This window comes from Aeromonas caviae (genome assembly GCF_000819785.1).
Taxonomy (GTDB): Bacteria; Pseudomonadota; Gammaproteobacteria; order Enterobacterales; family Aeromonadaceae; genus Aeromonas; species Aeromonas caviae.
In genome coordinates this window covers 41,880-65,959 of record NZ_CDBK01000047.1, presented here as the reverse complement: position 1 = coordinate 65,959, position 24,080 = coordinate 41,880, and the positions used below count along the sequence as shown (strand labels likewise).

22 protein-coding genes and 1 pseudogene are annotated in these 24,080 nt (G+C 63.1%); 15 read left to right on the top strand and 8 right to left on the bottom strand.

Annotated features, from left to right (window positions below):
* The coding region (locus BN1120_RS08235; RefSeq protein WP_042015573.1) for a chromosome segregation SMC family protein at positions 1–1,032 on the bottom strand (1,032 nt) is incomplete at its 3' end.
* A 110-nt stretch (positions 1,033–1,142) separates the two neighbouring features.
* Between BN1120_RS08235 and cysZ the strand changes: the two genes are divergently transcribed.
* Entirely contained in the window at positions 1,143–1,907 is a 765-nt protein-coding gene (cysZ, locus tag BN1120_RS08230; protein ID WP_010673447.1) for a sulfate transporter CysZ, read from the top strand.
* A 134-nt stretch (positions 1,908–2,041) separates the two neighbouring features.
* Complete coding sequence (locus BN1120_RS08225) at positions 2,042–2,656, top strand: trimeric intracellular cation channel family protein (RefSeq protein ID WP_010673446.1); 615 nt, start codon at positions 2,042–2,044, stop codon at positions 2,654–2,656.
* Between the two features lie 94 nt (positions 2,657–2,750).
* Here the strand turns inward: BN1120_RS08225 and BN1120_RS08220 are convergent, their stop codons facing one another.
* The 4 genes from BN1120_RS08220 to BN1120_RS08205 form a co-directional block, all read right to left on the bottom strand.
* Positions 2,751–3,002 carry a hypothetical protein gene (locus tag BN1120_RS08220; protein WP_010673445.1) on the bottom strand — a complete coding sequence of 84 codons (252 nt, stop codon included), beginning with the start codon at positions 3,000–3,002 and terminating at the stop codon, positions 2,751–2,753.
* Between the two features lie 103 nt (positions 3,003–3,105).
* Positions 3,106–3,651 (bottom strand): DUF882 domain-containing protein, encoded by a 546-nt coding sequence (locus BN1120_RS08215; protein ID WP_039039271.1) that lies wholly within the window; start codon positions 3,649–3,651, stop codon positions 3,106–3,108.
* A 148-nt stretch (positions 3,652–3,799) separates the two neighbouring features.
* A complete protein-coding gene (locus tag BN1120_RS08210) occupies positions 3,800–5,281 on the bottom strand; it encodes a L,D-transpeptidase family protein (RefSeq protein WP_042015568.1) in 1,482 nt (493 codons plus the stop codon).
* Positions 5,282–5,372: 91 nt separating this feature from the next.
* A complete protein-coding gene (locus BN1120_RS08205; RefSeq protein ID WP_010673442.1) occupies positions 5,373–6,140 on the bottom strand; it encodes a substrate-binding periplasmic protein in 768 nt (255 codons plus the stop codon).
* A gap of 309 nt (positions 6,141–6,449) precedes the next feature.
* Here BN1120_RS08205 and BN1120_RS08200 point away from each other — a divergent pair, with 309 nt between their 5' ends.
* The 5 genes from BN1120_RS08200 (at position 6,450) to BN1120_RS08180 (ending at position 11,976) form a co-directional block, all read left to right on the top strand.
* A complete protein-coding gene (locus BN1120_RS08200) occupies positions 6,450–6,995 on the top strand; it encodes a hypothetical protein (RefSeq protein ID WP_010673441.1) in 546 nt (181 codons plus the stop codon).
* 57 nt (positions 6,996–7,052) lie between these two features.
* Positions 7,053–8,111 (top strand): glycosyltransferase family 2 protein, encoded by a 1,059-nt coding sequence (locus BN1120_RS08195; RefSeq protein WP_041213382.1) that lies wholly within the window; start codon positions 7,053–7,055, stop codon positions 8,109–8,111.
* Positions 8,108–8,479 (top strand): GtrA family protein, encoded by a 372-nt coding sequence (locus tag BN1120_RS08190; protein ID WP_010673439.1) that lies wholly within the window; start codon positions 8,108–8,110, stop codon positions 8,477–8,479. The genes BN1120_RS08195 and BN1120_RS08190 overlap by 4 nt, the downstream gene beginning before the upstream one ends.
* Positions 8,479–9,645, top strand: a complete 1,167-nt coding sequence (locus BN1120_RS08185; protein WP_029313951.1) for a membrane protein — start codon at positions 8,479–8,481, stop codon at positions 9,643–9,645. The genes BN1120_RS08190 and BN1120_RS08185 overlap by 1 nt, the downstream gene beginning before the upstream one ends.
* Positions 9,646–9,852: 207 nt before the next feature.
* On the top strand, positions 9,853–11,976 hold the full coding sequence (locus tag BN1120_RS08180) for an alpha-amylase (RefSeq protein ID WP_042015563.1): 2,124 nt from the start codon (positions 9,853–9,855) through the stop codon (positions 11,974–11,976).
* Positions 11,977–12,039: 63 nt separating this feature from the next.
* Here the strand turns inward: BN1120_RS08180 and BN1120_RS08175 are convergent, their stop codons facing one another.
* Positions 12,040–12,666, bottom strand: coding sequence for a glutathione S-transferase (locus BN1120_RS08175; RefSeq protein WP_042015561.1), 627 nt, complete (start codon positions 12,664–12,666; stop codon positions 12,040–12,042).
* A gap of 158 nt (positions 12,667–12,824) precedes the next feature.
* On the opposite strand from BN1120_RS08175, the gene BN1120_RS08170 reads away from it, so the two are divergent.
* The 5 genes and pseudogenes from BN1120_RS08170 (at position 12,825) to BN1120_RS08155 (ending at position 16,640) form a co-directional block, all read left to right on the top strand.
* Positions 12,825–13,469, top strand: a complete 645-nt coding sequence (locus BN1120_RS08170) for a response regulator transcription factor (protein WP_010673435.1) — start codon at positions 12,825–12,827, stop codon at positions 13,467–13,469.
* A gap of 118 nt (positions 13,470–13,587) precedes the next feature.
* A pseudogene (locus BN1120_RS21950) lies at positions 13,588–13,691 on the top strand (DNA-binding response regulator); the annotation flags it as partial.
* Positions 13,692–13,850: 159 nt separating this feature from the next.
* Positions 13,851–14,432, top strand: coding sequence for a TetR/AcrR family transcriptional regulator (locus tag BN1120_RS08165; RefSeq protein ID WP_042015559.1), 582 nt, complete (start codon positions 13,851–13,853; stop codon positions 14,430–14,432).
* Positions 14,433–14,504: 72 nt separating this feature from the next.
* Positions 14,505–15,362: an alpha/beta hydrolase gene (locus BN1120_RS08160; RefSeq protein ID WP_042015571.1), complete on the top strand. Its 858-nt coding sequence runs from the start codon at positions 14,505–14,507 to the stop codon at positions 15,360–15,362.
* Between the two features lie 117 nt (positions 15,363–15,479).
* Positions 15,480–16,640, top strand: a complete 1,161-nt coding sequence (locus BN1120_RS08155; protein WP_042015557.1) for a patatin-like phospholipase family protein — start codon at positions 15,480–15,482, stop codon at positions 16,638–16,640.
* Positions 16,641–16,667: 27 nt separating this feature from the next.
* On the opposite strand, the gene BN1120_RS08150 is transcribed toward BN1120_RS08155, so the two are convergent.
* Positions 16,668–18,620 (bottom strand): monovalent cation:proton antiporter family protein, encoded by a 1,953-nt coding sequence (locus tag BN1120_RS08150; protein WP_042015556.1) that lies wholly within the window; start codon positions 18,618–18,620, stop codon positions 16,668–16,670.
* Positions 18,621–18,807: 187 nt separating this feature from the next.
* Here BN1120_RS08150 and BN1120_RS08145 point away from each other — a divergent pair, with 187 nt between their 5' ends.
* A complete protein-coding gene (locus tag BN1120_RS08145) occupies positions 18,808–19,734 on the top strand; it encodes a GGDEF domain-containing protein (RefSeq protein WP_041214696.1) in 927 nt (308 codons plus the stop codon).
* A gap of 42 nt (positions 19,735–19,776) precedes the next feature.
* Here BN1120_RS08145 and tilS read toward each other — a convergent pair whose 3' ends face one another.
* Positions 19,777–21,111, bottom strand: coding sequence for a tRNA lysidine(34) synthetase TilS (tilS, locus tag BN1120_RS08140; RefSeq protein WP_042015554.1), 1,335 nt, complete (start codon positions 21,109–21,111; stop codon positions 19,777–19,779).
* 129 nt (positions 21,112–21,240) lie between these two features.
* Here tilS and BN1120_RS08135 point away from each other — a divergent pair, with 129 nt between their 5' ends.
* Together BN1120_RS08135 and BN1120_RS08130 are read left to right on the top strand one after the other, a co-directional pair.
* On the top strand, positions 21,241–23,271 hold the full coding sequence (locus tag BN1120_RS08135; RefSeq protein ID WP_042015552.1) for a M13 family metallopeptidase: 2,031 nt from the start codon (positions 21,241–21,243) through the stop codon (positions 23,269–23,271).
* A 112-nt stretch (positions 23,272–23,383) separates the two neighbouring features.
* Positions 23,384–23,821, top strand: coding sequence for a PliI family lysozyme inhibitor of I-type lysozyme (locus BN1120_RS08130; protein ID WP_010673427.1), 438 nt, complete (start codon positions 23,384–23,386; stop codon positions 23,819–23,821).
* The last annotated feature ends 259 nt before the right edge of the window (positions 23,822–24,080 follow it).

Here is a 24,080-nt window from a genome sequence, read left to right as displayed (position 1 = left end):
GACGGCCTCAAGGCCCAGCTGGCCGGCCAGCTGGGCCTTGAGGCCGTCGATACGCTCGCCGAGGGCCTGCCGCCTCGCCTGCCAGTCGCGGCCCAGCTCGCTCTGGTGCAGTTGCTGCTGCTCGAGGCGAGCGATGGCCTGCCCGCCGAGAAAAATCTGTTGCTGGCGGCTCGCCTGCTCGGCCTGCGCCTCCTGGCGGGCCACCGACAGGGTGACGTGGCGCCCTTCGTCTGCAGTGCGCTTGGCATCGAGGGCCGCCAGCGCCTGCTCGGTCTGGGCCAGTTCGGTCTTGGCCTCGCCAAGACGCGTTTCCAGCGCCCACAGTTCCGAACCGATCAGCTCGGCGCGGGCCGCGCGACTGCGACTCTTGAGCTGCTTGTAGCGCTCGGCGGTTTCGGCTTGGGCCTTGAGATGTTCGAGGCGCGAGCCCAGTTCGCCACGGATGTCGCCAAGGCGTTCCAGGTTCTCCTGGGTATGGCGGATACGCTGCTCGGTCTCGCGGCGCCGCTCCTTGTAGCGGGAGACCCCAGCGGCCTCTTCCATGAACAGCTTGAGATCGGCGGGGCGGGACTCCACCAGCCGGCTGACGGTGCCCTGTTCGATGATGGCGTAACTGCGGGGCCCAAGGCCGGTGCCGAGGAAAAGGTCGGTCACGTCCTTGCGGCGGCACTTCTGGCCGTTGATCTGGTAGTGATTGGAGCCGTCGCGCAGCACTTCGCGGCGCACCGAGATCTCGGTAAAGCGGCCGAACTCGCCGGGTACCCGGTTGTGGGGATTGTCGAACACCAGCTCCACCGAGGCGCGGCCATGGGCGCTGCGGTTGATGGAGCCGTTGAAGATGACGTCGGTCATGTTCTCGCCGCGCAGATGGCGGGCGGAGCTCTCCCCCAGCACCCAGCGCACGGCGTCGATGACGTTGGATTTGCCGCAGCCGTTGGGGCCCACCACGGCGGTCATGTCGGCGTTGAGTTCGATGCGGGTCGGCTCGACAAACGACTTGAAACCGGCGAGTTTGATCAATTTCAGACGCATGGCGGCCTATGTGGGTAACGAAATAAAGAGGAGGCGGGCAGGCGACTTTACCAAATCAAAGGCTTGTTTGTAATATGCTGGCACTTTCCCCATTCACTGATGGAGCTCACATGAGCCAATCACCCCACATGGTCAAAGATTCGGTCAGCGGTGCAGACTACTTCCTGCGCGGCTTCTCGCTCATCCGCCAGCCCGGCATCCGCACCTTCGTGCTGATCCCCCTGCTGGTCAACTTCGTGCTCTTTGCCGGTGCCTTCTACGCCCTGTTGCTACAACTGGACGGCCTGTTCGCCTGGCTGCACCAGCAGATCCCGAGCTGGCTCTCCTGGCTTGATTACTTGCTCTGGCCCATCGCCCTCATCACCATACTGGTGGTCTTCTCCTTCATCTTCAGCTCGGTGGCCAACTGGATAGCCGCCCCTTTCAACGGCCTGCTGGCAGAGAAGGTGGAACAGATCCTCACCGGTGAAGCCATGAATGACACCGGCATGCTGGATGTGGTGAAAGATGTGCCCCGTACCTTCGGCCGCGAATGGACCAAGCTGAAATACTATCTGCCCAAGGCCATCGGCTGCCTGATCCTCTTCCTGATCCCGGTAGTGGGCCAGACCCTGGCACCCGTGCTCTGGTTCCTGCTCAGCGCCTGGATGATGGCGATCCAGTATGTCGATTATCCGTTCGACAACCACAAGATCGGCTTCATCACCATGCGCGACGCCCTCAAGCAGCGTCGTGGAAAGTGCCTGAGCTTCGGCGCCCTGGTGACCCTCTTCTCCGCCATCCCGGTGGTGAATCTCTTCGTGATGCCGGTGGCCATCTGTGGCGCCACCGCCATGTGGGTGGACCAATACCGCAGCGAGCAGCTTGGACGCTGAACCGTGTCATCATGATCAAAAGAGGGGGCGAAAGCCCCCTTTTCATTACTTAATCTAATGTATAACCAAGATAGCTTGTCGCCCCAGCGCAGGGTTGTTAGGATGCGGGCCTTTCTCGCACCCTGGGATATCTCATGTTACATGCACTCTTCTTGCTCGGCCTGGTGGCCGAAGGGATGACTGGCGCGCTGGCAGCGGGTCGGCGACGGATGGATCTGTTTGGCGTCGTGATCATCGCCTCGGCGACGGCCATCGGTGGCGGTACCATTCGGGATGTGCTGCTGGGCCACTATCCCCTGCTCTGGGTCGAGCACCCCGAATACGTGCTGCTGGTGGCGGGCGCCGCCATGGCCGGGGTCATCTCGGCCCCGCTGATGCGCTACCTTGGCAAGCTGTTCCTGGCGCTCGATGCCCTGGGGCTCGTGGTCTTCTCCATCTTCGGGGCTGCCCGGGCGCTCGAGATGGGCCACGGGGCCGGCATCGCCTGCATCATGGCCGTGGTGACCGGCGTGTTCGGGGGGGTGCTGCGGGACTTGCTGTGCCAGCGTATCCCGCTGGTGTTCAAGCGCGAGCTCTATGCCGCCGTCTCGCTGATCACCGCCGCGCTCTACTGCTTTGCGCTGCACCATGGGCTGCCCAACGACTGGGCCGCTTTCGGTGCCATCGGCATCGGCTTCGTGCTGCGGCTCCTGGCGGTACGCTTCAAGTGGGGACTGCCCACCTTCAACTATCAGTACGCCACCCATTGATCGCGCCAGTTCCTGGCCATATTGCACGGATAACGAGCAACAAAAAAGCGCCATACGGCGCTTTTTTGTTGGGCATCGGCAAGAGAGGAAAGGGTCAGTTGATCCCTTCCGAGCTGAAGAAGGTCGCCTTGTCGGCGATGAAACGCACCTTGATATTCTTGCCTTCCCCTCCCCAGACACAGCTCGTGGTGCCGAGAGCATCGTCGCAACGCTCGGCCTTGCCGAGGATGGCACTCGCTTCGGCATAGCTCATCCCGACTTTCAGCTTGTCGTAGCTCTCGCGGTTGAGCTTGCCGCAACCAGTCAACAACAGGGCGATGAGCCCCCCGATCACAATCTGCTTCATCTTTCTCTCCTCTGGCTGGAGTCCAGAGCCTAGCAGCTTGGGCCCCCTCAATGCCAGCGACAACAAGATACAATCGGCACTCAAGCTTTGAGACGATCCCGACTTACCAGCTGCGAACGGGGCCCGTATCCAGGTGCACGAAGTTGTCGGAAGGGTAATAACCCACACCGCCCACCTTGAGGTTCAGAGCGGCCTTGCGCAAGTGTGCCAGTTGCACGCCGGGGATGCGCACGTCAACCGCCTGCCCCAGGGTGTGGTAGCTGTGCTTGGCGACGCCGCGACTCTTGCGCCGCTTCTGCTGATTGGTGGCCGGGGAGCGATAACCCGAGATGAGCTGGATTTCGCCGTGGCGCCCCAGCTTGTGTTGCAGCAGAAAGAGCTGATCGAACAGCTTTCTGTCGATGTTGAACACTTCGTTGCGACGGTAGTCACGGAAAATATGGTTGAGCTCCGCCAGCCCATCGCTCAGATAGTGGCCATCTTCCCAATAACTGGCGCGTACCCGCTCGCCGGTATTGAGGTTGAAGAAACTCAGTTCCCGTCCCGAAGTGCTGCGGCTCGCCAGCGCAGGGAACGACAGCAGGCTGGTCCCCATCAGGCAACCCGCCCCCAGCAGCAGACGGCGTCGGCTTATCTCTTGTCCCAGCATCCGTTGTCCGTCCATCTCATGGTGAAGTCACACAGGTGAATGAATTTGATACAAGGGCCGAAACTACCTGCCAGAAAAAGCGCTGTCAAACCCCATTCATCCATGAAAAAGCCCGGCACGGGCCGGGCTTTTCACTCTGTGGCGAGGATCACAGCAAGCGGCTTTGATAGCTGACTCTGTCGAATCCGTAGATATCGTTGCGCAATTGCTGGCGTCCCTCTTCATCAATCCAGCTGCTCCAGTAGACGGTAAACACCGGGATAGGGTTGCTTAGGGGCAGCCACTTGGTCTGGGTCTCTTTCAGGATGCTGGCCACCTTGTCCGGCTGATAGCGGGAGTCCGCCAGCAGCAGCTCTGCCAGATCGTCGGCGTGTTCCACCCGGATGCAACCCGAGCTGAAGGCACGGGCCCCCTGCTCGAACAGCGCCTTGCGCGGGGTGGAGTGGAGATAGATGGCATCGTTGTTGGGCAGATAGAACTTGTAGCGACCCAGGGCATTGTGATCCCCCGGCTTTTGCCGCAACCGGTAAGGGAAACCCGAGGCCAGCGCATGGTGCCAGCCATCTTCGCTGAACTGCACCGGATTGCCCTCGCCGTCGATCACCTCGAACTGTTCGCGATCCAGGTAGGCAGGATCGCGCCCGAGCTTGGGCAGAATGTCCTTGCTCAGGATGGAGCGCGGCACGTGCCAGGCCGGGTTCAGCACGATGGAGCGGATCTCGCTGGCGAGGATGGGGGTGGCCCGCTGCTCCTTGCCGACGATGACCCGACTGGTGAAGACCTCGCTGCCAGACTCCACCACGCTCAGGCGGTAGTCCGGAATGTTGACCAGCACATAGCGACCGGCAAGGTGATCCACCAGATCACGGCGCCACAGGTTGCGTACCAGCAGGCTGGCGCGCACCTCGGGGCCGGTATTGAGCCAGCTGCGGGTCTGACGGCCGATGATGCCGTCGGCCGTCAGGCCGTGGCGGCGCTGGAACTCCTTGATGGCCTGTTCGGTCTCGGGATCGTAGAGGCTGTCCTGGTGAGTCGGGGCACTGTCCCCCAGTTCGTTCAGGATGGAGCGGATCTGGCCGAGCTCGGTCGAGCTCTCCCCGGCCCGCAGGGTCGGCATGGAGAGGGTGGGCCAGTGCTTGGCCATGGGCATGGCCAGCAGCTTGCGCACTTCTTCGCGCACGGCGTCGTATTCCGCCACCTGTGGCCTGAGTTGCTTGACCTGCTCCAGCAGATTGTCTCCCTGGGGGGCATGGGCCAGGGGGCGGTTCAGATCCAGCTTGAGGGTCTGCATCTGTTCGCGCGCGACCAGATCCATCCCTCGCCAGGCCTGCTGGAACCGGGCCAGCTTGCCAAAGGCCTCATCGTAGAGGGCACCGCGTCGATCCGCCGGGGTCTTTTGCAACTGCTGCCAGAGGCGGTAGAAATCCGGATGCAGCTGGGCCAGCACCGCTTCCTGCAACTGCTGTTCAAGCTCATGACGAGCCTGCTCGGCCACCTCGTTCTGATACCAGTCATGCTGAATGCTGGGACTGGCCACTACCGCCTGTTCCGTGCTGGCATGAACCATGCTGGCCGGCCAGCAGCCCAGCCAGATGAGATTCGCCAATGCCAACCAATACTTCTTACCCATGCTTCTTACCACGCTTGCCTCAAATCGGTTCATTTCGGCCTGTCAGGCGCGACGGTCAGGACCCCATGATGCGTGAATGCCGACGACTTTGCTAGCGGACGGAGGTGTAACGACGCCAGATGAGTTCCTGCTCCCCGCTGTCACCGACGGCCACTATCGCCTCGTTGAACCGCTCCACGAATTCCCCGGACAGGGTCTTCTTGCTCAACATGAAAAAGGTGGGCGTCTCATGGATCGCCATGGTGTGGGGGACGACCGCATCCGACAGCCCCTCTCTTTTCAGACCCCAGGGCGTGGCCAGACTATCCCCGAGAAAACCGTCTATCCGCCCAAGCAGCAGCTTGCGATAGTTTTGCACATCGTTGACCTCGCTCACCTGGTTGCGGTATCGCTGCAGAACCTTGGTGATTTCCGGGCCGTAATAGTAGTCCCTGGTCACACCGAGGCGATGCCCGTGGGCCAGCCAGCTCGCCAGATCCGACTCCTCACCGGTACCGGATTTGCGTACCCAGAGCGATGTCCGGCCCGGGTTGTAGGGGATGGAGAACCAGGCATAACGCGCCCTCTCATCAGCAAAATACGCCTCCATCACGATGTCCAGCCGACCCCGCTCAAGATCGTGCAACCCCCGCTTCCAGGGACGCTCCACATAGACCAGACGACACCCCAGCCGATTCGACACGGCATTGAGGTAGTCGACCGCAAATCCACGCAGTTCCCGACGTGCGCCCTCTTGCTGGTAATAGTGGTATGGGGGCCAGTCATCGAAACCGACGCGAAGGGGGGAGGAGCAGAACGATTGCGCCCACAACGGTTGGAGGGGCAGACAGCAGAGCACACACAGAGAAAAGAGTCTCATGGGTCATCCTTGACGACGGGACAGGCCATCTTAATTCTGCCCGGGTGAAATGGCGACAGATCCTGCCACAACAAAGCACAATATCAGCCGTTTGCCTGATGCGCCCCAGGTGGCGGCAGACAGGTTGGCGCCGAAAAAGCCACAATCAAGAAGAGGAAGCAAACGACCCCAAAGCCCCTTGGTAAGCAGGGTGATTGAGGGTTAATATGTGAGCAAATATATTTTTGTGATCCACTATGCTTTTTTTGCAATTGGATTAGCATATGCGCGAAATCTGCCTATCAATCTGTCGGGCGTCGAGTGAGTAATATGACCTACAAAAAGTTCGGTTTTCTGGCTGCCATCCTGGCACTGAGCGGTTTCTACCTTTATACCCTCTATCTGGCCGCTCACCCCAACGTGAGCCTGGCTTACAAGCTCTATTACCTGGAAGGCAAGACCCGTTTCTGGGAGCACAACTCCAGCATGACCTACCAGCCCGGCAACGAACTCAACCTGACCAAGCCGAGCCGCTTCCTCTCAAGCGAAGGCTGGGCCAAGAAGCCCAGCGAGCAAGGCACCGAGCTGAGCGGTCAGGGCGGTCTCTATTTCGTGCTGCCCAAGCAGCAGGCCCAGCCGGAGCAGCTCACCATCCAGGCCAGGATCAACAGCCCCCAGGCTGGCGCCCTGCTCAAGGTGGCGCTGGGTCATGATTTCACCACCACGGTCAAGCTGGCCAAGGCGGGCATCAACGAGATCCGCCTCAGCCTGCCGGGCGACTCCCTGACCGCCGATCCCAAGCGTCCCAACTTCCTGGCGCTCTCCGCCCCGACACCGCTCAACGTCCAGTCCGTGCGACTGACCGTGGCTCAGTGAAGCGGAATGCCCCAAGTATCTGTTCCGTAAAATAATTCTTTCAATAAGGAAGTTCCCATGTCCCGTGCCGATTTTCGACTCTCTCTGGTCGTTCCCGTTTACAACGAGGAAGAGAGCATAGACGCCTTCATCAGCGCGATAGATACCGAACTGGCCCCGCTCAAAGACCAGCTTGAAATCGTGTTCGTCAACGATGGCAGCCGTGACCGCACCCGTGAGGTGGTCGAGCAGGCCATCGCCCGGGATCCCCGTGTGACCCTGGTCAACCTGGCCCGCAACTTCGGCAAGGAAGCGGCCATGACCGCCGGCCTGCACCAGGCCAAGGGCGACGCCATCGTCCCCATGGACGTGGACCTGCAGGATCCCCCCTCTCTCATTCTGGAGTTCGTCAAGCTGTGGCAGACCGGCGACTATGACACCGTCTACGGCATCCGGGTGGATCGCAGCGCCGACACCCCGATGAAACGCCTCACCGCCGGTGGCTTCTACCGCTTCTTCAACGCCCTCTCCACCAGCACCAAGCTGCCGGAGAACGCCGGTGACTTCCGCCTCATCGATCGCAAGGTGGTCGAGGCCATCAAGCAGTTGCCGGAGCGCAACCGCTTCATGAAGGGGCTGTTCGCCTGGGCCGGTTTTCGCGCCGTCGGCGTTCCCTACGAGCGCCCGGCCCGCCATGCAGGCGAAACCAAGTTCAACTACTGGAAGCTGTGGAACTTCGCCCTTGACGGCCTGATGAGCTTCTCCAGCTGGCCGCTGCGGGTGTGGAGCTACATCGGGGTCGGTGTCTCCTTCATCGCCTTCCTCTATATCCTCAAGATCATCACCCAGGTGCTCTTCTTCGGCATCGACGTGCCCGGTTACGCCTCCCTGATGTCGGTCATGCTGTTCCTCGGCGGCATCCAGCTGCTGTCGCTGGGCATCATCGGTGAGTACATCGGCCGCATGTTCGTGGAGGTGAAACAGCGCCCCGTCTACCTCATCGAAGGGGTCTACGGCCAGTACGCCAAGCAGGATGAAGAGCAGAAGCAGGAAGTGCCCACCGCCAGCAAGAAGAGCGCTGGCAAGAAGGCCGCCGCGAAAGCCGCTGATGATCAGCAGGAGCAGGCGTCTCAATGATCTCCCGCGAGGAATTCTGGCGGCTGGTTCGCTTCGGTTTTGTCGGCGGGGGGGCCACCCTCGTCGATCTGGGTACCTCCATCGCCCTGTTTCATACCTGGCCGGCCATCTCCGAGCACCTGGTCACTACCTTGGCCTTTGCCGTGGCGTTCTGGTTCTCGTTCTTCGGCCATCGCTACATCACCTTCCAGAAACAAGGTGCCGCCAGCAAGTTCCTGCTGGTTGCCCTCTTCTCGCTGGCGGTGCGTAATCTCATCCTGAGCGGTTTGCTGTTTGCCGGTCTCTCCGGCCTGTTGCCGGTGGTGATCGCCACCCTGACCGTCACCGTGCTCACCTACGTTCTCTCCCGTATCTGGGTTTTTGCCTGATGAATGATATGACCAATACCGCCCCGTCAACCGGGGCTGCACTCCCCTATCGCCCGTCACTGCGCATCAGCGGCCGCGACTGGCTGATGATCGTCGCCGCCTTCGTACTGAGCCGGGTGGCGCTCTATGGCATGGGCTATTTCGGCGTCCAGCTCTATGGCGCCACCGACATCGGGCCGCTGCAAGCCTACTGCCAGTTCGACTGCGTCTGGTTCCAGCGCATCATCGAGAATGGTTACGACCTCTATCCACGCTGGTTGAGCAAGGGCAATGCGGCGAACTGGGCCTTCATGCCCCTCTATCCCATGCTGGCCGGCGGTCTCTCCAGCCTGTTTGACATGGAGAGCCTCATCGGCCTGATGCTGGTGGCCAACATCGCCTTCTTCATCAGCCTGCCCCTGATGCTGCTGGTGCTGCGCCAGCTCAAGCTGGGGGACGACACCGCCCGCTTCGGGGTCTGGCTGCTGGCCTTCTCCCCCTTCTCCGCCTATTTCGTCTCTGGCTATACCGAGCCCATGTTCATGGCCTTGATGCTGGGAATGTTCCTGTTCGCCTACCGCGAACAGTGGCTCATGGTCGCCTTCCTCGGCATTTTCATCTCCGCCACCCGCAACCTGGGGGTGATGATGGTGTTCCCGGTGCTGATCCTGGCCCTGCAGGCCTACGGCTGGCGCGAGTTCTTCCGCTTCACCGAGCGGGCCTTCAAGGTGGTGTTCACCCTCTGGCTCATTCCCCTCGGCCTCTTCTCCTACATGGTCTATCTCTATCACCTCACCGGGGATGCCCTGGCCTTCAAGCATATCCAGGTGGCCTGGGGCCGCTATATGGACAGCCCCCTGGACTGGTGGCTGAGCGGCTTCGAGCTGGGGGGGCGCAAGGCCTATCTCTCCATCATGGTGATCTTCGGCTGGTGCCTGAATGGCTACCTGTTCAGCCAGAAACGCTGGGCCGAAGCGACCCTGATGTTCATCTGCTGCACCATCCCCCTGATGACCGGACTCAACGCCATGCCCCGCTACATGTTCGGCCTCTATCCGACCCTGCTGGCCATCGTGCTGCTGGCCCATCGCTGGCCTGCCATCCGCCCTGCGGTGCTCTGCATCAGCGGCATGGTTGCCTCCTTCATCGCGGTGGCCTTCGTCAACTTCAAGTTCTTCACCGTGTGACGCCACCCCGAATGCCTACAAGCCGGTCAACTGACCGGCTTTTTTCATGGCCGCGACACCCGGTTCACACTTTTCCATTCTTGAAAACGTAACCATTTGAACTGACGTCACAAATCGGTATTTTACCGGTCCAAGCCTGCCCCAGCGCGCCCTAGAATGAGTGCCTCAACGGACCCTGCTCCTCACACTCTGCTCAAGGAATGGCTTATGCGTCTCTCTTCGCGCCCCGCTCTTCGCCCATCACCCCTGTGGCTGGCCGTGCTCGCCACACCGCTGTTCATCGGTCAGGCGATGGCCGCCCCCGAGGTCTATCTCCATGTGGATGGCAAACCGGTGGCCGAGGCGCTGACGCTGGACAAGGGCACCGTCACCCTGACCCACAGACTGGACAAGGGGAGCCACCAGATCCGCATCAGCGATGCGGGCAACAGCTGCGGCACCAGCTTCGGGCCAACCGAGGCCAGGCCCCTTCCCTTCGGCACCGCCCAGCCCATGGACAAGTGCAGCAAGGGGACAGACTTCAATCTGAGGGTGATGCTGGCGGGGGACTACGAGTTCACCTTCAACCCCGATACCCCCAGCCTCAAGGTGTTGCGGGCAACCAAAAAGAGCGAGTTCAAACGCCAGCCCCCGGAAGAGCCCTGCATCAGCTGGGATGGCGGCCCGGTCACGACATCACTCAAGGGCGTCTGGCCCGACGGCACACGGTTGCGGGATGCCTACTCGGGACAGGAAGCCGTGGTCAAGGGCGGCAAGATCACCCTGACACCGAGCAAGGAGAGCGGCGGCCTGCTGCTGCTCGAGCCGGTCAAGGCCGCCAAGCCTGCTCCCTTCAGCTGGGATCAGGCGAGCGTCTATTTTCTGCTGACCGACCGCTTCCACAACGGCGATCCCGCCAATGATCACAGCTTCGGTCGTCAGAAGGATGGTCAGGACGAAGTGGCCACCTGGCATGGCGGTGACTTCAAGGGGCTGACCGAGAAGCTCGACTACATCAAGCAACTCGGCATCAACGCCATCTGGATCACCCCCATGGTGGAACAGGTCCACGGCTTCATCGGCGGTGGCGAACAGGGGAACTTCCCCTTCTACGCCTACCACGGCTACTGGGCGCTCGACTTCACCAAAATCGACCCCAACTACGGCGACGAAGAGAGCCTGAAAACCCTGGTGGACGAGGCCCACAAGCGAGGCATGCGGATCATCCTCGACGTGGTGATGAACCACGCAGGCTACGCCACCCTCGCCGACTTGCAGGATCTGGGGCTCACCGATCTCACCCAGAACACCGGCAAGCTGCCGAGTCGCTGGAACGAATGGCGCCCGAGCGGCGGCCTCAACTGGCATGGCTACAACCAGTTCATCGACTACCAGTCATCCCACTGGGACAAGTGGTGGGGCCCTGACTGGGTGCGGGCCGGCCTGCCCGGCTACCCGCAACCCGGCACCGACGACGTCACCGGCTCGGTGGCGGGACTGCCGGACTTCCTGACCGAATCCACCAGATCGGTGGGGCTGCCACCGCTGCTCGCTGCCAAAAAAGACACCAGGGCCAAGGCCCTGCCCAACGCCACCGTGACCGATTACCTCATTGCCTGGCACACCGACTGGGTGCGCCGCTTCGGCATCGACGGCTTCCGTGCCGACACCGTCAAGCACCTGGAGCCCGCGGTCTGGGCCAGGCTCAAGCAGGCGGGCACCGACGCGCTCAAGGAGTGGAAGGCCGCCAACCCGGGCAAGGCCCTCGATGACCTTCCCTTCTACATGGTGGGCGAGGTGTGGGATCACGGGGTCGCCAAGGACTTCTGGTACCAGCACGGCTTCGATTCCCTGATCAACTTCGACTACCAGCGTGAATTCGCCCTGCCCCAGGCCCAGTGCATGGCGGGGGCAGAGCCCACCTATGCGAGCTACGCCAGCCGCATCAACCAGGATCCCGAGTTCAACGTGCTGAGCTACATCAGCTCCCACGACACCAAGCTCTTCTTCGGCGACTATCAGGACGTGGCGCTGCAACGGCGGGTGGCCAACAGCTTCATGCTGCTGCCGGGGGGCATCCAGATCTACTATGGCGACGAGTCCGGCCGGGGACTGGCCAAGGATGGCGGCGTGTTCGATCAGAGCGTGCGCTCGGACATGAACTGGCAGGAGCTGGCGAGTGGCGAGAAGGCGGAGCTGGTCAAGCACTGGCAACGGCTCGGCCAGTTCCGTGCCGCCCACCCTGCCATCGCGGCGGGCAGCCACAAGAAGATTTCCGATGCCCCCTACGGCTTCGTGCGGGAGAAAGGAGAAGACAAAGTGGTCGTGGTCTTCGCGGGTCGGCAGAAATAGCGACCTGGCCTGAATAAAAAGGGGAGCCGATGGCTCCCCTTTTTTGTCTTGCCGACGCCCGCATCAATCAGACTGGCGGGCCGCCTTTGGCCACTGCAACCTCGCCCTGAGCAGGGTTTCCTGCCACAGGGGCCAGGCCAGCAAGGCCTGCTGATAGGCGCCAGCCTGACCGGGCAGCGAAATGCCATAGCTTGCCAGTCGATAGGCCATCACCGCATAGAAGGCATCCAGAATGCTCGCCTCGTCGAAATAGAAGGGCCCCCGCGCCTGGGACCAGAGGGTCTGCAACCGGGCCAGCTCGTCAATGACCTCCACCGGCGGTTCACTCTGGGTGGGCGCCCCCAGGAAGAAGGGCAGCAGGGTGCGGATCTGGCGAAAACCGGCGTGCAGCTCGGCGCACAGGCTGCGGGCCAGGGCCCGATCGGCCTTGTCCACCGGATAAAGGTGACGCTCCGGGCAACACTCGTAGAGATATTCGGCGATGGCCAGAGAGTCGTGAATACGCAGCTCACCGTCGTCGAGCCAGGGCACCAGGCCGGCGGGGGCCGTGCGCTTGAGCCGTTGCAGCTCCTTGGTATCTTCCAGATCGAAGACCTGCTCCTGCCACTTGAGCCCGCTCATGGCCAGCACCAGCGCCGTTCTCATTGCCCAGGTGGAGCCCGTGCCCACCGTCAAAACCAGGGATCCCATCGATTGCCTCCTGCATGGGTTGTTTACTGGCCATCCCGCCGGCCCCGTGGCACGACATCCGATGACCACCTCACATTTGCGTACTGGCGGGTTTGACCCACTTGGGTAGCAGTGCTAGTTTGATTTTTCAAAACAATCAGTTAGCAACAATGTGAGCTATGGACAGCCAATTTACCATCGTCATCGCAGATGACCACCCCCTGTTTCGGGGCGCCCTCTATCAAGCGGTGCACATGGCCATCGACGACGCCAGATTGCTGGAGGCTGACTCCATCGACAGCCTGAGCCACCTGCTCGACGAACATCCCGACGTCGACCTGCTGCTGCTGGATCTCAAGATGCCGGGGGCCAACGGCTTCGAGGGGCTGGCCTATCTGCGCGGACATCACCCGGATCTCCCCATCGTCGTGGTCTCGGCCTCCGAGGATCCCGCCATCATCCAGCAGGTGCTGCGCCTGGGCGCGCTCGGCTTCATTCCCAAGTCCGTCCCCATGAAAGAGCTGGTCAGCGCCCTCAATACGGTGATCGGGGGGGACAACTGGGTGCCGGAAGGCATCTCCCTCCATCCCGAGCCCAGCGAAGGGCCCGATTTCGCCACCAAGCTGGCCAGCCTCACCCCCCAGCAATACAAGGTGCTCATCATGTTGCGGGATGGCAGCCTCAACAAACAGATCGCCTGGGAGCTCAACGTTTCCGAAGCAACCATCAAGGCCCATATCACCGCGATTTTCCGCAAACTCGGGGTCAAGAACCGCACCCAGGCGGTCATCGCCCTCCAGCAGATGGATATCAAGGACAGTTGAGCCCCTTGCCATCATCAGAGCCCATATCACTCCGCCTTCCGCAAACTCGGGGTCAAGCACCGCACCCAGGCGGTCATCGCCCTCCAGCAGATGGATATCAAGGACAGTTGAGCCCCTTGCCACCATCAGAGCCCATATCACTCCGCCTTCCGCAAACTCGGGGTCAAGCACTGCACCCAGGCGGTCATCGCCCTCCAGCTGATGGATATCAAGGACGACTGAGCTCGTCCCCGGCTGGCTCGTAACAAGCCAGCCACAACCGCCTCCCAGAAGACTCTCTGGCCCCCCGCGGCAGCCGGAAACGGCCTCCCTGCACCATTTGCGGCTCGACAATTAGCACGGTCGTACTTTATGCTGCCAGCCCAGAGAGAGGAGAGCCGGATGAGCAAGGGACGTCTGACCCGCGACACCATTTTGCAGACTGCATTCGAGCAGGCGAGCCAGCAGGGGCTGGAGAGCCTCACCATAGGCTCCCTCGCAACGGCCTGCGAGATGTCAAAAAGCGGTCTGTTCGCCCACTTCCAGTCCCGCGACAACCTCCAAATCGCCGTGCTCACCCATTCCGCCGAGGTATTTCGGGAGCGGGTGATCCAGCCGGTGCGCCAACAGGGGCACGCCACCCAGCAGGAGAAACTGCTCGCCCTGTTGCAGGCCTGGCTGGCCTGGAACCAGAGTTTTGCCGGCCGCTGCATGTTCCTCGATGCCTGGACCTCCGCCCAGGAGGGTGAGGTCCAGCAGGCGGCACGCGAGCTGGTCCGTTTCTGGCTCGACTACCTGGCACGCCAGGTAGTGCAGGGGCAGGCCAGAGGGGAGTGGCGCAGCGATCTCGACCCCTGGCGCGCCGTCTATCGCCTTTATGGCCTCTATCTCGGGGATCAGGTGTTCCATGCCCTGGCGCTCAGCGAGGATCCGGCCCGCCACTTCTGGCCGGAGGTCACCGCTCTGCTGGCCAGCTGGCGCTGACCCGACGGGCTCTTCTTTTTAAAAAATCGCAAAAAAGCACGATCGTTCGCACACAAAAGACACAGGATGACCATGAGCAGCAAGATCTATTTCAACACACGCCGCTTCAGCCCGAGCAAGTTGCTGCTGGGCCTCGGCACCCGCCTGCATCACGTGCTCGCGCCCACCCACGCCAAGCGCACCGCCAGCAAGCTGCTGCTCACCCCGCAGCGGGCGACCCGGGACGTCGCAGCCCCGGCTGGCCTGGTCGAGCAGGCCATCCACACCAGTGAAGGGACCCTGATGAGCTACCGGCTCGGCCAGGGGCCGGTCTGGCTGCTGATGCACGGCTGGTCAGGCAGTGCCAGCCAGTTCTATCCGCTGATGAGCCACATCGCCGCCCAGGGCTATACGGCGCTCGCCTACGATCACCCCGCCCACGGCCGGAGCGAAGGGAACAGGGGTCACCTGCCCCGCTTCGTGCGCGCTTTCGACGAGATCCTCGAGCGGGTCGGCCCCGTCCAGGGCGTCATCACCCACAGCATGGGGGGCGCCGTCACCCTCAGCAGCCGTCACCCTGCCATGGATGCGCTGCCGCTGCTGCTCATCTCCCCGGTGCTCGACTACGTGCCCCAGCTCTACGGCATGGTGGCGCGCTCCGGCTACTCCATCCGGCTGTTCGATGCGGTGGTCAAGGAGATAGAACACGAATACCAGCACCCGCTCAGCACGGTTGACCCCCTTGGCCGGCTCGCCCGGCGCAGCGGCGCCGCCCTCATCGTGCACGATGAGGAAGACCGCTTCGCCCCCCACCGGGACTCCCTGCGCGCGGCCCAGGATGGCCGCACCCGGCTGGTGAGCACCCGGGGTCTCGGCCATGGCCGTATTCTGGCAAGCCCTCCAGCCTTCGCCGCCTTCGATCAACTGAGCCAGACCCCCTTGGCAAACTGAAAATGAAACGGGCCGCAAAAATTGAGCGTGCGGCCCATTTTTATCCGGTATACAACGTCTTATAGTTGAATTGCGCGGTGGCAACCCGCCCTGGCGATCACGATAAGGCGCACCCTCATGGCCAGACCCAATACTGCTCTTCTGCTGACTGGTGGTGGTGCCCGCGCCGCCTATCAGGTCGGCGTACTCAAGGCGGTGGCCGAACTCTACCCCCGCAACATCGGCATCCCCTTCCCCATTCTGTGCGGCACCTCGGCGGGGGCTCTCAACATCACGGCGCTGGCGTGCTACGCCTCCTGTTTCCATCTGGGGGTGCGCAAGCTGGAGTGGGTCTGGCGACGTTTCGAGACCCACCACATCTTCGACTTCCACCCTTGCCAACTGCTGTGGCGCACCCTCTATCAGGGCTCGGCCGGCCTCATCACCCCCCAGAGCAACCGCGCCTTTCACCTGTTTGACAACGCCCCCCTGCGCCGTCTGCTGGATCAGCTCATCGACTATCACCGCATCGATGACAACATTCTCTACGGCAGCCTGGAGGCCATCGCCATCACGGCCTCCGACTACGATGACGGCCTCTCCACCACCTTCTTCCAGGGGCGGGCCGAACATCAGCCCTGGGAGCGCGCCAGACGACGTGGCCTGCGTACCCTGCTCACCTCGGATCACCTGCTGGCCTCGTCGGCGCTGCCCTTCGTCTTTCCCGCCACCCCCATCGGCGATCGCGTCTACGGGGATGGATCCATCCACCAGTTGAGCCCACTCAGCCCCGCCATCCACCTGGGGGCGGAGCGGATACTGCTGGTGACCCTGGACTCCCCTCACAGGGAGAACCCGACTCCCCGCCAGGGGCACCTGACCAGCTCCAACATCGCGAGCCATCTGCTCAACACCGTCTTCTCCGACACCCTCAATTCGGATCTGGAGCGGCTCGGGCGCATCAACCAGACCCTTTCCCTCATTCCGGCACGGGAGCGCAGTCGGCTGAAACTGCGCCAGGTGGAGACCTGCGTGATCCGCCCCAGCCAGGATCTCGACCTCATCGCCCTCGAATACCTCCCACGGTTGCCGACCCAGCTGCGCCGTCTGTTGCGAGTGCTCGGGGTCAACGGCGAAGAGAGCAGCAGCCTGGCCAGCTTCCTGATGTTTGATCCCGGCCATTGCCAGCGGCTCATCAAGCTGGGATACCAGGACGCGCTGGATCACCGCCAGCGCATCGAGGCCTTCCTCGACCTGCCGGGCAGCGGGAAGCAGGAGCAGTTTCGCGAAGAGGCCTGAGGGGCCTTATCCCATGGGAAGGAGATCCTAGCGTCCCTCCAGCAGGCGCTGCTCGGCCTGTTCCATGGCCACGGCCGTGCCGAAAAGCACCAGGGTATCTCCCGCCGCCAGCACCAGCTCGCGCCTGGGATCCAGGCTGCGCTCCCCGCGATGAATCGCCTTGATGCGCACCTCTCCCAGGGCGAGATCCCGTACCCTGTGTCCCACCGCCCAGGCCTGGTCGTGCAGCAGCACGGGATGTAGCCGCTCGAGCTGTTGATCCGTCTCCAGATTGCCCGCACTCTTGCCGCCCCAGTAGAAACCGTGCAGAAAGCGATACTGGCTGCTGCGCTCGTGCTCCATGCGCCGGATCACCCGGCCGATGGGAATGTCGCAGTTGAGCAGCAGGTGGGAGACCAGCATCAGGGCTCCCTCCTGGGATTCGGGGATCACCTCGAAGGCGCCGGCCTGCTTGTAGTGTTCAAGGAAGCTGTCATCCCGGGTGCGTACCAGCACCTTGATCTCCCCCGCCAGCTCCCGGATCAGCGTCAGCATGGCATCGACCCGCTTTTGATCGTCGAAGGTGATGATCACCAGCCGCGCCCGCAGCAGACCGGCCGCCAGCAGGATGTCGCGCCGACTGGCATCGCCGAACGCCACCTGCTCCCCCGCCAGCTTGGCCTCGCTCACCCGCTCGGGATCGAGATCCAGGGCCAGGAAGGGGATCTCTTCGAGCTTGAGAAAGCGGGCACAGGTTTGGCCGGTGCGTCCGAACCCGGCGATGATGACGTGCTGGTGTTTGCTCAGGCCCGACTGGGCCACCTCGGCGCGAGAGAGCAGGGCACTGTCGGTGAGGGAGTGGGCAAGTCCCAGCGCCCGCAACACCAGCCAGGGGGTGAGGGCGATGGAGATGACACCGATGCCGATCAGCAGAGAGACCAGCTGGTGATCCAGCAAGCCGTGATGACTCGCCAGCGCCAGCAGCACAAAACCGAACTCCCCGACCTGGCCCAACATGATGCCGGCGGCCATGGCGTCACGCTTGCGCTCCCCCATCAGGCGGCCCGCCAGCAATATGAGCAGCGACTTGCACAGGATGAGCCCCGTCACACAGGCCAGCACCTGCCACCAGGCGTCCGCCACCAGCGCCCAGTCCATGGTCATGCCGATGGTAATGAAGAAGAGCCCCATCAACACGTCGCGAAACGGCTTGATGTCCACCTCGAGCTGATGACGATAGTGGGACTCCCCCAGCATCATACCCGCCAGAAAGGCACCGAGCGCCATGGAGAGCCCCATCCACTGGGTCAGGGAGGCCGCCAGCAATGCCACCAGCAGGGCACTCAGTACGAAGAGTTCATCTGAACGTGCGCGCGCCACCTCGAAAAACAGCATGGGCAGCAGCCACTTCCCCACCGCCAGCAGCACGGAGAGCGCAAACAACCCCTTGAGGGAGGCCCAGGCGACCTCCGCCAGCAGGGCGCTGCCCTGCACCTCGGGCTGGGCCAAGATGGGGATCATCACCAGCAGGGGCACCACGGCAAGATCCTGGAACAGCAGCACGCTCACCCCGAGCTGGGCTCGCCGGGTATGGAGCTGCTTGAGCTCGCCGAGCTGCTTGATCACCACGGCGGTGGAGGAGAGCGCCAGGGTGCCTGACACCACCAGCGCCTGGGCCAGGCTCAGCCCCCACCACCAGCCGAGCCCGAAAAACAGCAGTGAGGTGAGCAGCACCTGCAGGCTGCCGACCCCCAGCACCAGCTTGCGCATGGCGAGCAGACGCGGCAGGGAGAACTCGAGCCCGAGGGAGAACATCAGGAACACGATGCCAAGCTCTCCTATGGTCTGCATCATGGCCTGACCCGTGACGATGGCCACGCCATGGGGGCCGAGCAGCATGCCGGCAAACAGATAGGCAAGGATCACCGGCTGGCCGAGGCGCCGGAAAATGGCCACCAGCACAACGGCGAAGATCAGCAGGATCAACACATCGGTGTACACCCATCCCTCTCCTTCATCTGCCCGGCACTCTCTTCCCTGCAAGCACAGCGCCCGCTCCCCATATGGCACGCCACTCGCTCAGCGGCAGGGATTTCCCCTCCCGTTTCATCCCGTTAAGCCTAGCCAGCCCCCTTGTTTTTCATCGGACATATTTTAGGCACAGGGCTTGCAAGAGCCTGCGCAATGAATGGAGAGGTGTAAGGGCTGTAACGTGGAAAACACATCGTCATTGAACGGCTTCGGACATGGCATAGAGCAGTGGGTACAGCAGATGGAGCGGCTTGCGCCGTTGACCGGGCAGGACCGCTATCAGCAGATAGAGCAGTTGCTGGGGCAACGGGATCTTGACGCCCTGCTGGCAATCTTTGCCGAGCGGGTGGCAAACATTGTCCGGATCCACTCGCTCCAGTTCGACTGTGGCCAGCCCCATCCCCTCATCTCGCACCCGCCCCAGGCCAGGCTGACCCTGCATGCCTATCGCTTCGAGCTGCGGGGACGACACGAGCAGTTGCTCGGCCAGTTGCACTACGAGCTGGAGCACCCCCTGAGCGACGGCCAGAGGCGGTTGCTTGAGCAATATCATCAGCTGTTCAGTCTCACCCTGCCCCTCTATCTGCGGCTGGATCGGCTGGAACAGCAGGTGCGGCTCGACCACCTGACCGGGCTTGGCAATCGCGCCTACTTCGACGAGGCCATCGGCCGGGCGGTGGAGCAACACAGCCGGGAACCCCACGGCCTGGTGCTGGTGCTGCTGGATCTCGACAGATTCAAGCAGGTCAATGACACCTGGGGCCACCCGGTGGGCGACCTGGTGCTAAGCCGCTTCGCCCAGTTGCTGCAGGGGTGCATTCGCGGGACGGATCAGGCGTTTCGCCTCGGCGGGGACGAGTTTGCCCTGCTGCTGCAACCCGCGGACCCCGAGGCCTGGCGCCCGGTCTGGCTGCGGTTGCAACATGTGCTCCACAGCCACAAGGAGCTCAGCGCCTTCTCGGTGGGGTGCAGCCTGGGAGCCGCCAGCTGGCAGTCGGGCATGGATGTGCAGCGCCTCTACGAGACGGCCGATACTCATCTTTACGCCCGCAAGAAAGCCGGGGGCTCCGGCCTGCCCGAATAGGGCATCACCCTTCACCTCCCGGCCCCCTGTCACTCTGCGATGTCAATCCGCATCCGGGGTGACGGGGGGCCGCCACTCCCACGCCACCCCCTTTTCTGGCGCCAGAAATCCGTCGCAGACAAAGAGCCCGGCCACCAGTGCCACCTGTTCACCGTAGTAGAGGATGGGAATGCGCCCCCGTTGCCAGGAGGGCACCCCGTACTCTTGCAGCAGCTTCTTGAGCCGCCGGCTGCCCACCCGCCCCACCGGTTTCAGCATGACGCCGGGGGCGACCTGAAAACGCACCGAGAGCGGCTCGTCCCCCCTCGGTGTCCGCAACCCTTCGCCATCCGTTCTCCAGAGCCTGAACTGCCCGAGCCCGTCCGGCAGGGTGAGCGTCTCTTCCATCCGGATGGGCAGCACCTCCTCACGGGGGGCGAGATCCGGCGCCACCAGGTAGAGGCGCCCCTGATAGCGGCGACACGCCAACCCTTGCAGGCTCAGCCTGGGGTTGGCGTCATCGCGCGCCAGCGCCACCTCCTGCCACAGCAGGCCCAACAGCTCGCGGGAGGGCATCTCTCCCCCCTGGCGGCGGATCCAGTGGCGCAGCAGGTTGTTGCGCCGCACGGGGGAGAGGGAGAGGAGTCCGTCAATGCGCAGCCCTTCTCCCTCACCCACCGCCTGCCAGTCCGCCTCGGCCAGCTCGCTGATGAGCGCCTCCTGCTCGGCACACAGGGCCATGGTGCGCGCCGTCGTCCGGGCCATGGCGGGCCAGCGGGCCTTGAGCAGGGGGATGATCTGCTGGCGCAGGAAGTTGCGGTCATAGCTCGGGTCCTCGTTGCTCTCATCCTCAACCCAGCCATAAGGAAGTGACTGCGCGGCTTGCGCCAGCTCGGCCCGGCTCATGTCGAGCAAGGGGCGCAACAGATGGCCTGCGGCAAAAGGCTGGCTCGCCACCATGCCCGCCAGCCCGCGCAGACCGGCACCCCGCTTGAGCGCCAGCAGCAGGGTCTCCAGCTGATCGTCCTGATGGTGAGCGGTGAGCAGCCACTCCCCCTCCCCCAGGTGGGCGGCGAGTCGCTCATAACGCGCCGCCCGCGCCTGGGCCTCCAGGCTCTCCCCGTTGCCCCGACAGAGCTGCACCCGCTCCACGATGAGGGGCACCGCCAGTTGCCGGCACACCCCTTCGCAGTGAGCCACCCAGTCGTCGGCATGTGGGCTCAGGCCGTGATGAACGTGCAGGGCGTTCAGGGCGAGGCCGTGGGCGCGGGCAAAACGGGCCGCCAGCACCAGCAAGACGGTGGAGTCGAGCCCGCCGCTGAAAGCCACCAGCAGACCGCGGGAACCTTCCGGCGCGGGCAGGGTCTGACAAAAACGAGAATAAATACGAGAAATCATAGGCTTCCCCAATACGACCAGGCCGATCTTAGCAGAGTCGGGCTTATCAAGCGCTAACCCGGCTGCTAGAGTGAATCGCTCCCTGCGTGGGCAAGGAAGCCATATAACCCGAATTGGAATAAAACCATAATGAACAACAAGAAACACATCCTGGCCACCCTCGTCGGACTGGCCCTGCTGGCCGGTTGCAGTCAGGCACCGAGCCAACCGGACAAACACTCCGGCCTTGCGCTGGCCAACATGGACACCAGCGTCAAGCCTGGTGACGACTTCTTCCGCTACGTGAACGGCCACTGGCTCGCCACGGCCAAGATCCCCGATGACAGGCCCGCCGACGGCGCCTTCTACCTGCTGCGGGACAAATCCCTGGCGGACGTGCGGGTGCTGGTGGAGGGGCTGGATGGCAAGGCCGCCACCGGCACCCCGGCCCAGCAGATCCACGACCTCTACCAGAGCTATCTGGATCAGGCGACCCGCAACGCCAAGGGCACCACGCCCCTGCTGCCAATGCTGAGCGAGATAGAGCAGATCAGCACACCGCAGGATCTCGCCCGGGCCTTCGCCCAGAGCGCCCGCACCGGTGGCGGCTCCCCCTTCGGTTTCTGGATAGACGCCGACGCCAAGGCCCCTGACAGCTATGCCGTCTACCTCTACCAGGCCGGCCTCGGCCTGCCGGATCGGGACTACTACCTCAAGCGCGACCCCAACAGCCAGGCGCTGCTGCACAAGTACGAGCAACACATCGCCGCCATGCTGAGCCGCTTCGGTGAGACGGATGCCCAGGCCAAGGCGAAACGCATCCTGGCCCTCGAGACCAGGCTCGCCCAGATCCAGTGGGACAACGTGGCCCTGCGAGACAGAGAGAAGAACTACAACAAGGGCCCGGTGAGCGAGCTGGGGCGCCTCGCCCCCGCCATCGACTGGGACGCCTACCTGGCCCAGGCTGGCCTTGCGGGGCAGCAGAGCCTGGTCATCGGCCAGCCCACCTATCTCTCGGCCCTGAACGAGGTGATGCAGCAGACCCCGGTCGCTGACTGGCAGGCCTACCTCAAGTGGCAGCTCATCACCGATTACGCCCCCTACCTCGACAGCCAGACCGATGCCCAGAATTTTGCCTTCTTCGGCACCGCTCTTAGCGGCACGCCCAAGCAGCGCGCCCCCTGGGAGCGGGCCCTTGGGGTGCTGGACAACAATCTTGGGGAGGCGGTGGGCAAGCTCTATGTCGAGCGCTACTTCCCGCCAGCGGCCAAGGCCCGCATGGAGCAGCTGGTGGAGAACCTGCGCACCGCCTACGGCCAGAGCATCCAGGAGCTGGACTGGATGTCCCCGGCCACCAAGACCCAGGCCCTCGAGAAGCTCGCCAAGTTCAGACCCAAGATCGGCTACCCGGACAAATGGAAGGACTACAGCGCCATCACCATTCGCCCCGACGATCTGGTGGGCAACCTGCAGCGGGCCCGCGCCTTCGAATACGCCGACAACCTGGCGCGCCTCGGCAAGCCGGTCGATCGGGACGAGTGGCACATGTCGCCCCAGACGGTGAACGCCTACTACAACCCGAGCAACAACGAGATCGTCTTCCCGGCCGCCATTTTGCAGCCCCCCTTCTTCGACATGACGGCGGACGATGCGGTCAACTACGGCGCCATCGGCGGGGTGATCGGCCACGAGATGGGCCACGGTTTTGATGATCAGGGGGCCAAATCCGACGGTGACGGCGTGATGCGCGACTGGTGGACGCCGGCGGATCTCAAGGAGTTTCGCTTTCGCACCAGCCGGCTGGTGGCCCAGTACAACCGCTTCGAGCCCATCAAGGGCCAGTACGTCAACGGCCAGTTCACCCTGGGGGAGAACATCGGCGATCTCGGCGGCCTCACCATCGCCCACAAGGCCTACCTGCTCTCCCTGGATGGCAAGGAGGCCCCGGTGCTGGACGGTTTTACCGGCGAGCAGCGCTTCTTCCTCGGCTGGGCCCAGGTGTGGAAGGGCATGTATCGCCCCGAGCTGATGCAGATGCTGCTCGCCTCGGATCCCCACTCGCCGCCGGAATACCGGGTCAACGGCGTGGTACCGAACATCCCCGCCTTCTACGAGGCGTTCAAGATCCAGCCCGGCGACAAGCTCTATCTGGACCCGGCCAAACGGGTCAAGATATGGTGATGACAACCCGGGCAGGGGGCGGCCGACCAGCGGCCCCCTGCCCGCTTCCGACGTGGCAGGGAAGCGTCCCCTGCCCGTCACAGACACACAAGCAGCAACAAGGGTCCTCTCCATGAAAGCCTTATTCCTTACTCTCGGCCTGCTCACCCTGCCCCTCGCCAGCCAGGCGGCGGACGGCTTCTTCAAGCAGCTGACGCTCCCCTCCGGCCAGGTGGTGACCGTCAGCGAAGGGCGCGGCGAGCCTGCCTCCACCGGCAGCTACGACGTGCGCCTCTACTCCGGTGCCAACCCCCAGTTTCCGCTGGATCAGTTCATCGACGGCAAGGTGCTGCCGCGCGATGGCAGCATCAAGGAGATCAAGTTGCTGGATCTCAACGGCGACAAGCAGCCTGAAGTCATCGTCGTGGTGGAGAGCGCCGGCAGCGGCAGCTACCTGAGCGCCGACGCCCTCACCATCAATCCCCAGGAGGGGCTGGAGAGCTTCAACCACGTAGAGGGGCTGGCCCCCAGTGACGATGTGATTGAGGCCCTCAAGACCCCCCGCGACTGACCCCCCACGCCCCGTATCACGGGGCGTTTTTTTACCCCGCGCCTCCCGATGCGGTGCCCACGGCCCCCCACAGGGCGGATGGACGCCTGTTTTTTTCTGTGCCTATAATCGCCGCACCCTGCCATAACGAAACACAAGGAGGTAAAAAATGGTTATCCAAGCGTGTCCGATGTTCTCGGCTCGCCTGTTCGGCACATTCAAGTGCTCTTGCCTGCATACCATCGCGCTGCGATAGCGGGTTCGAGCAAAGCCGACTCCC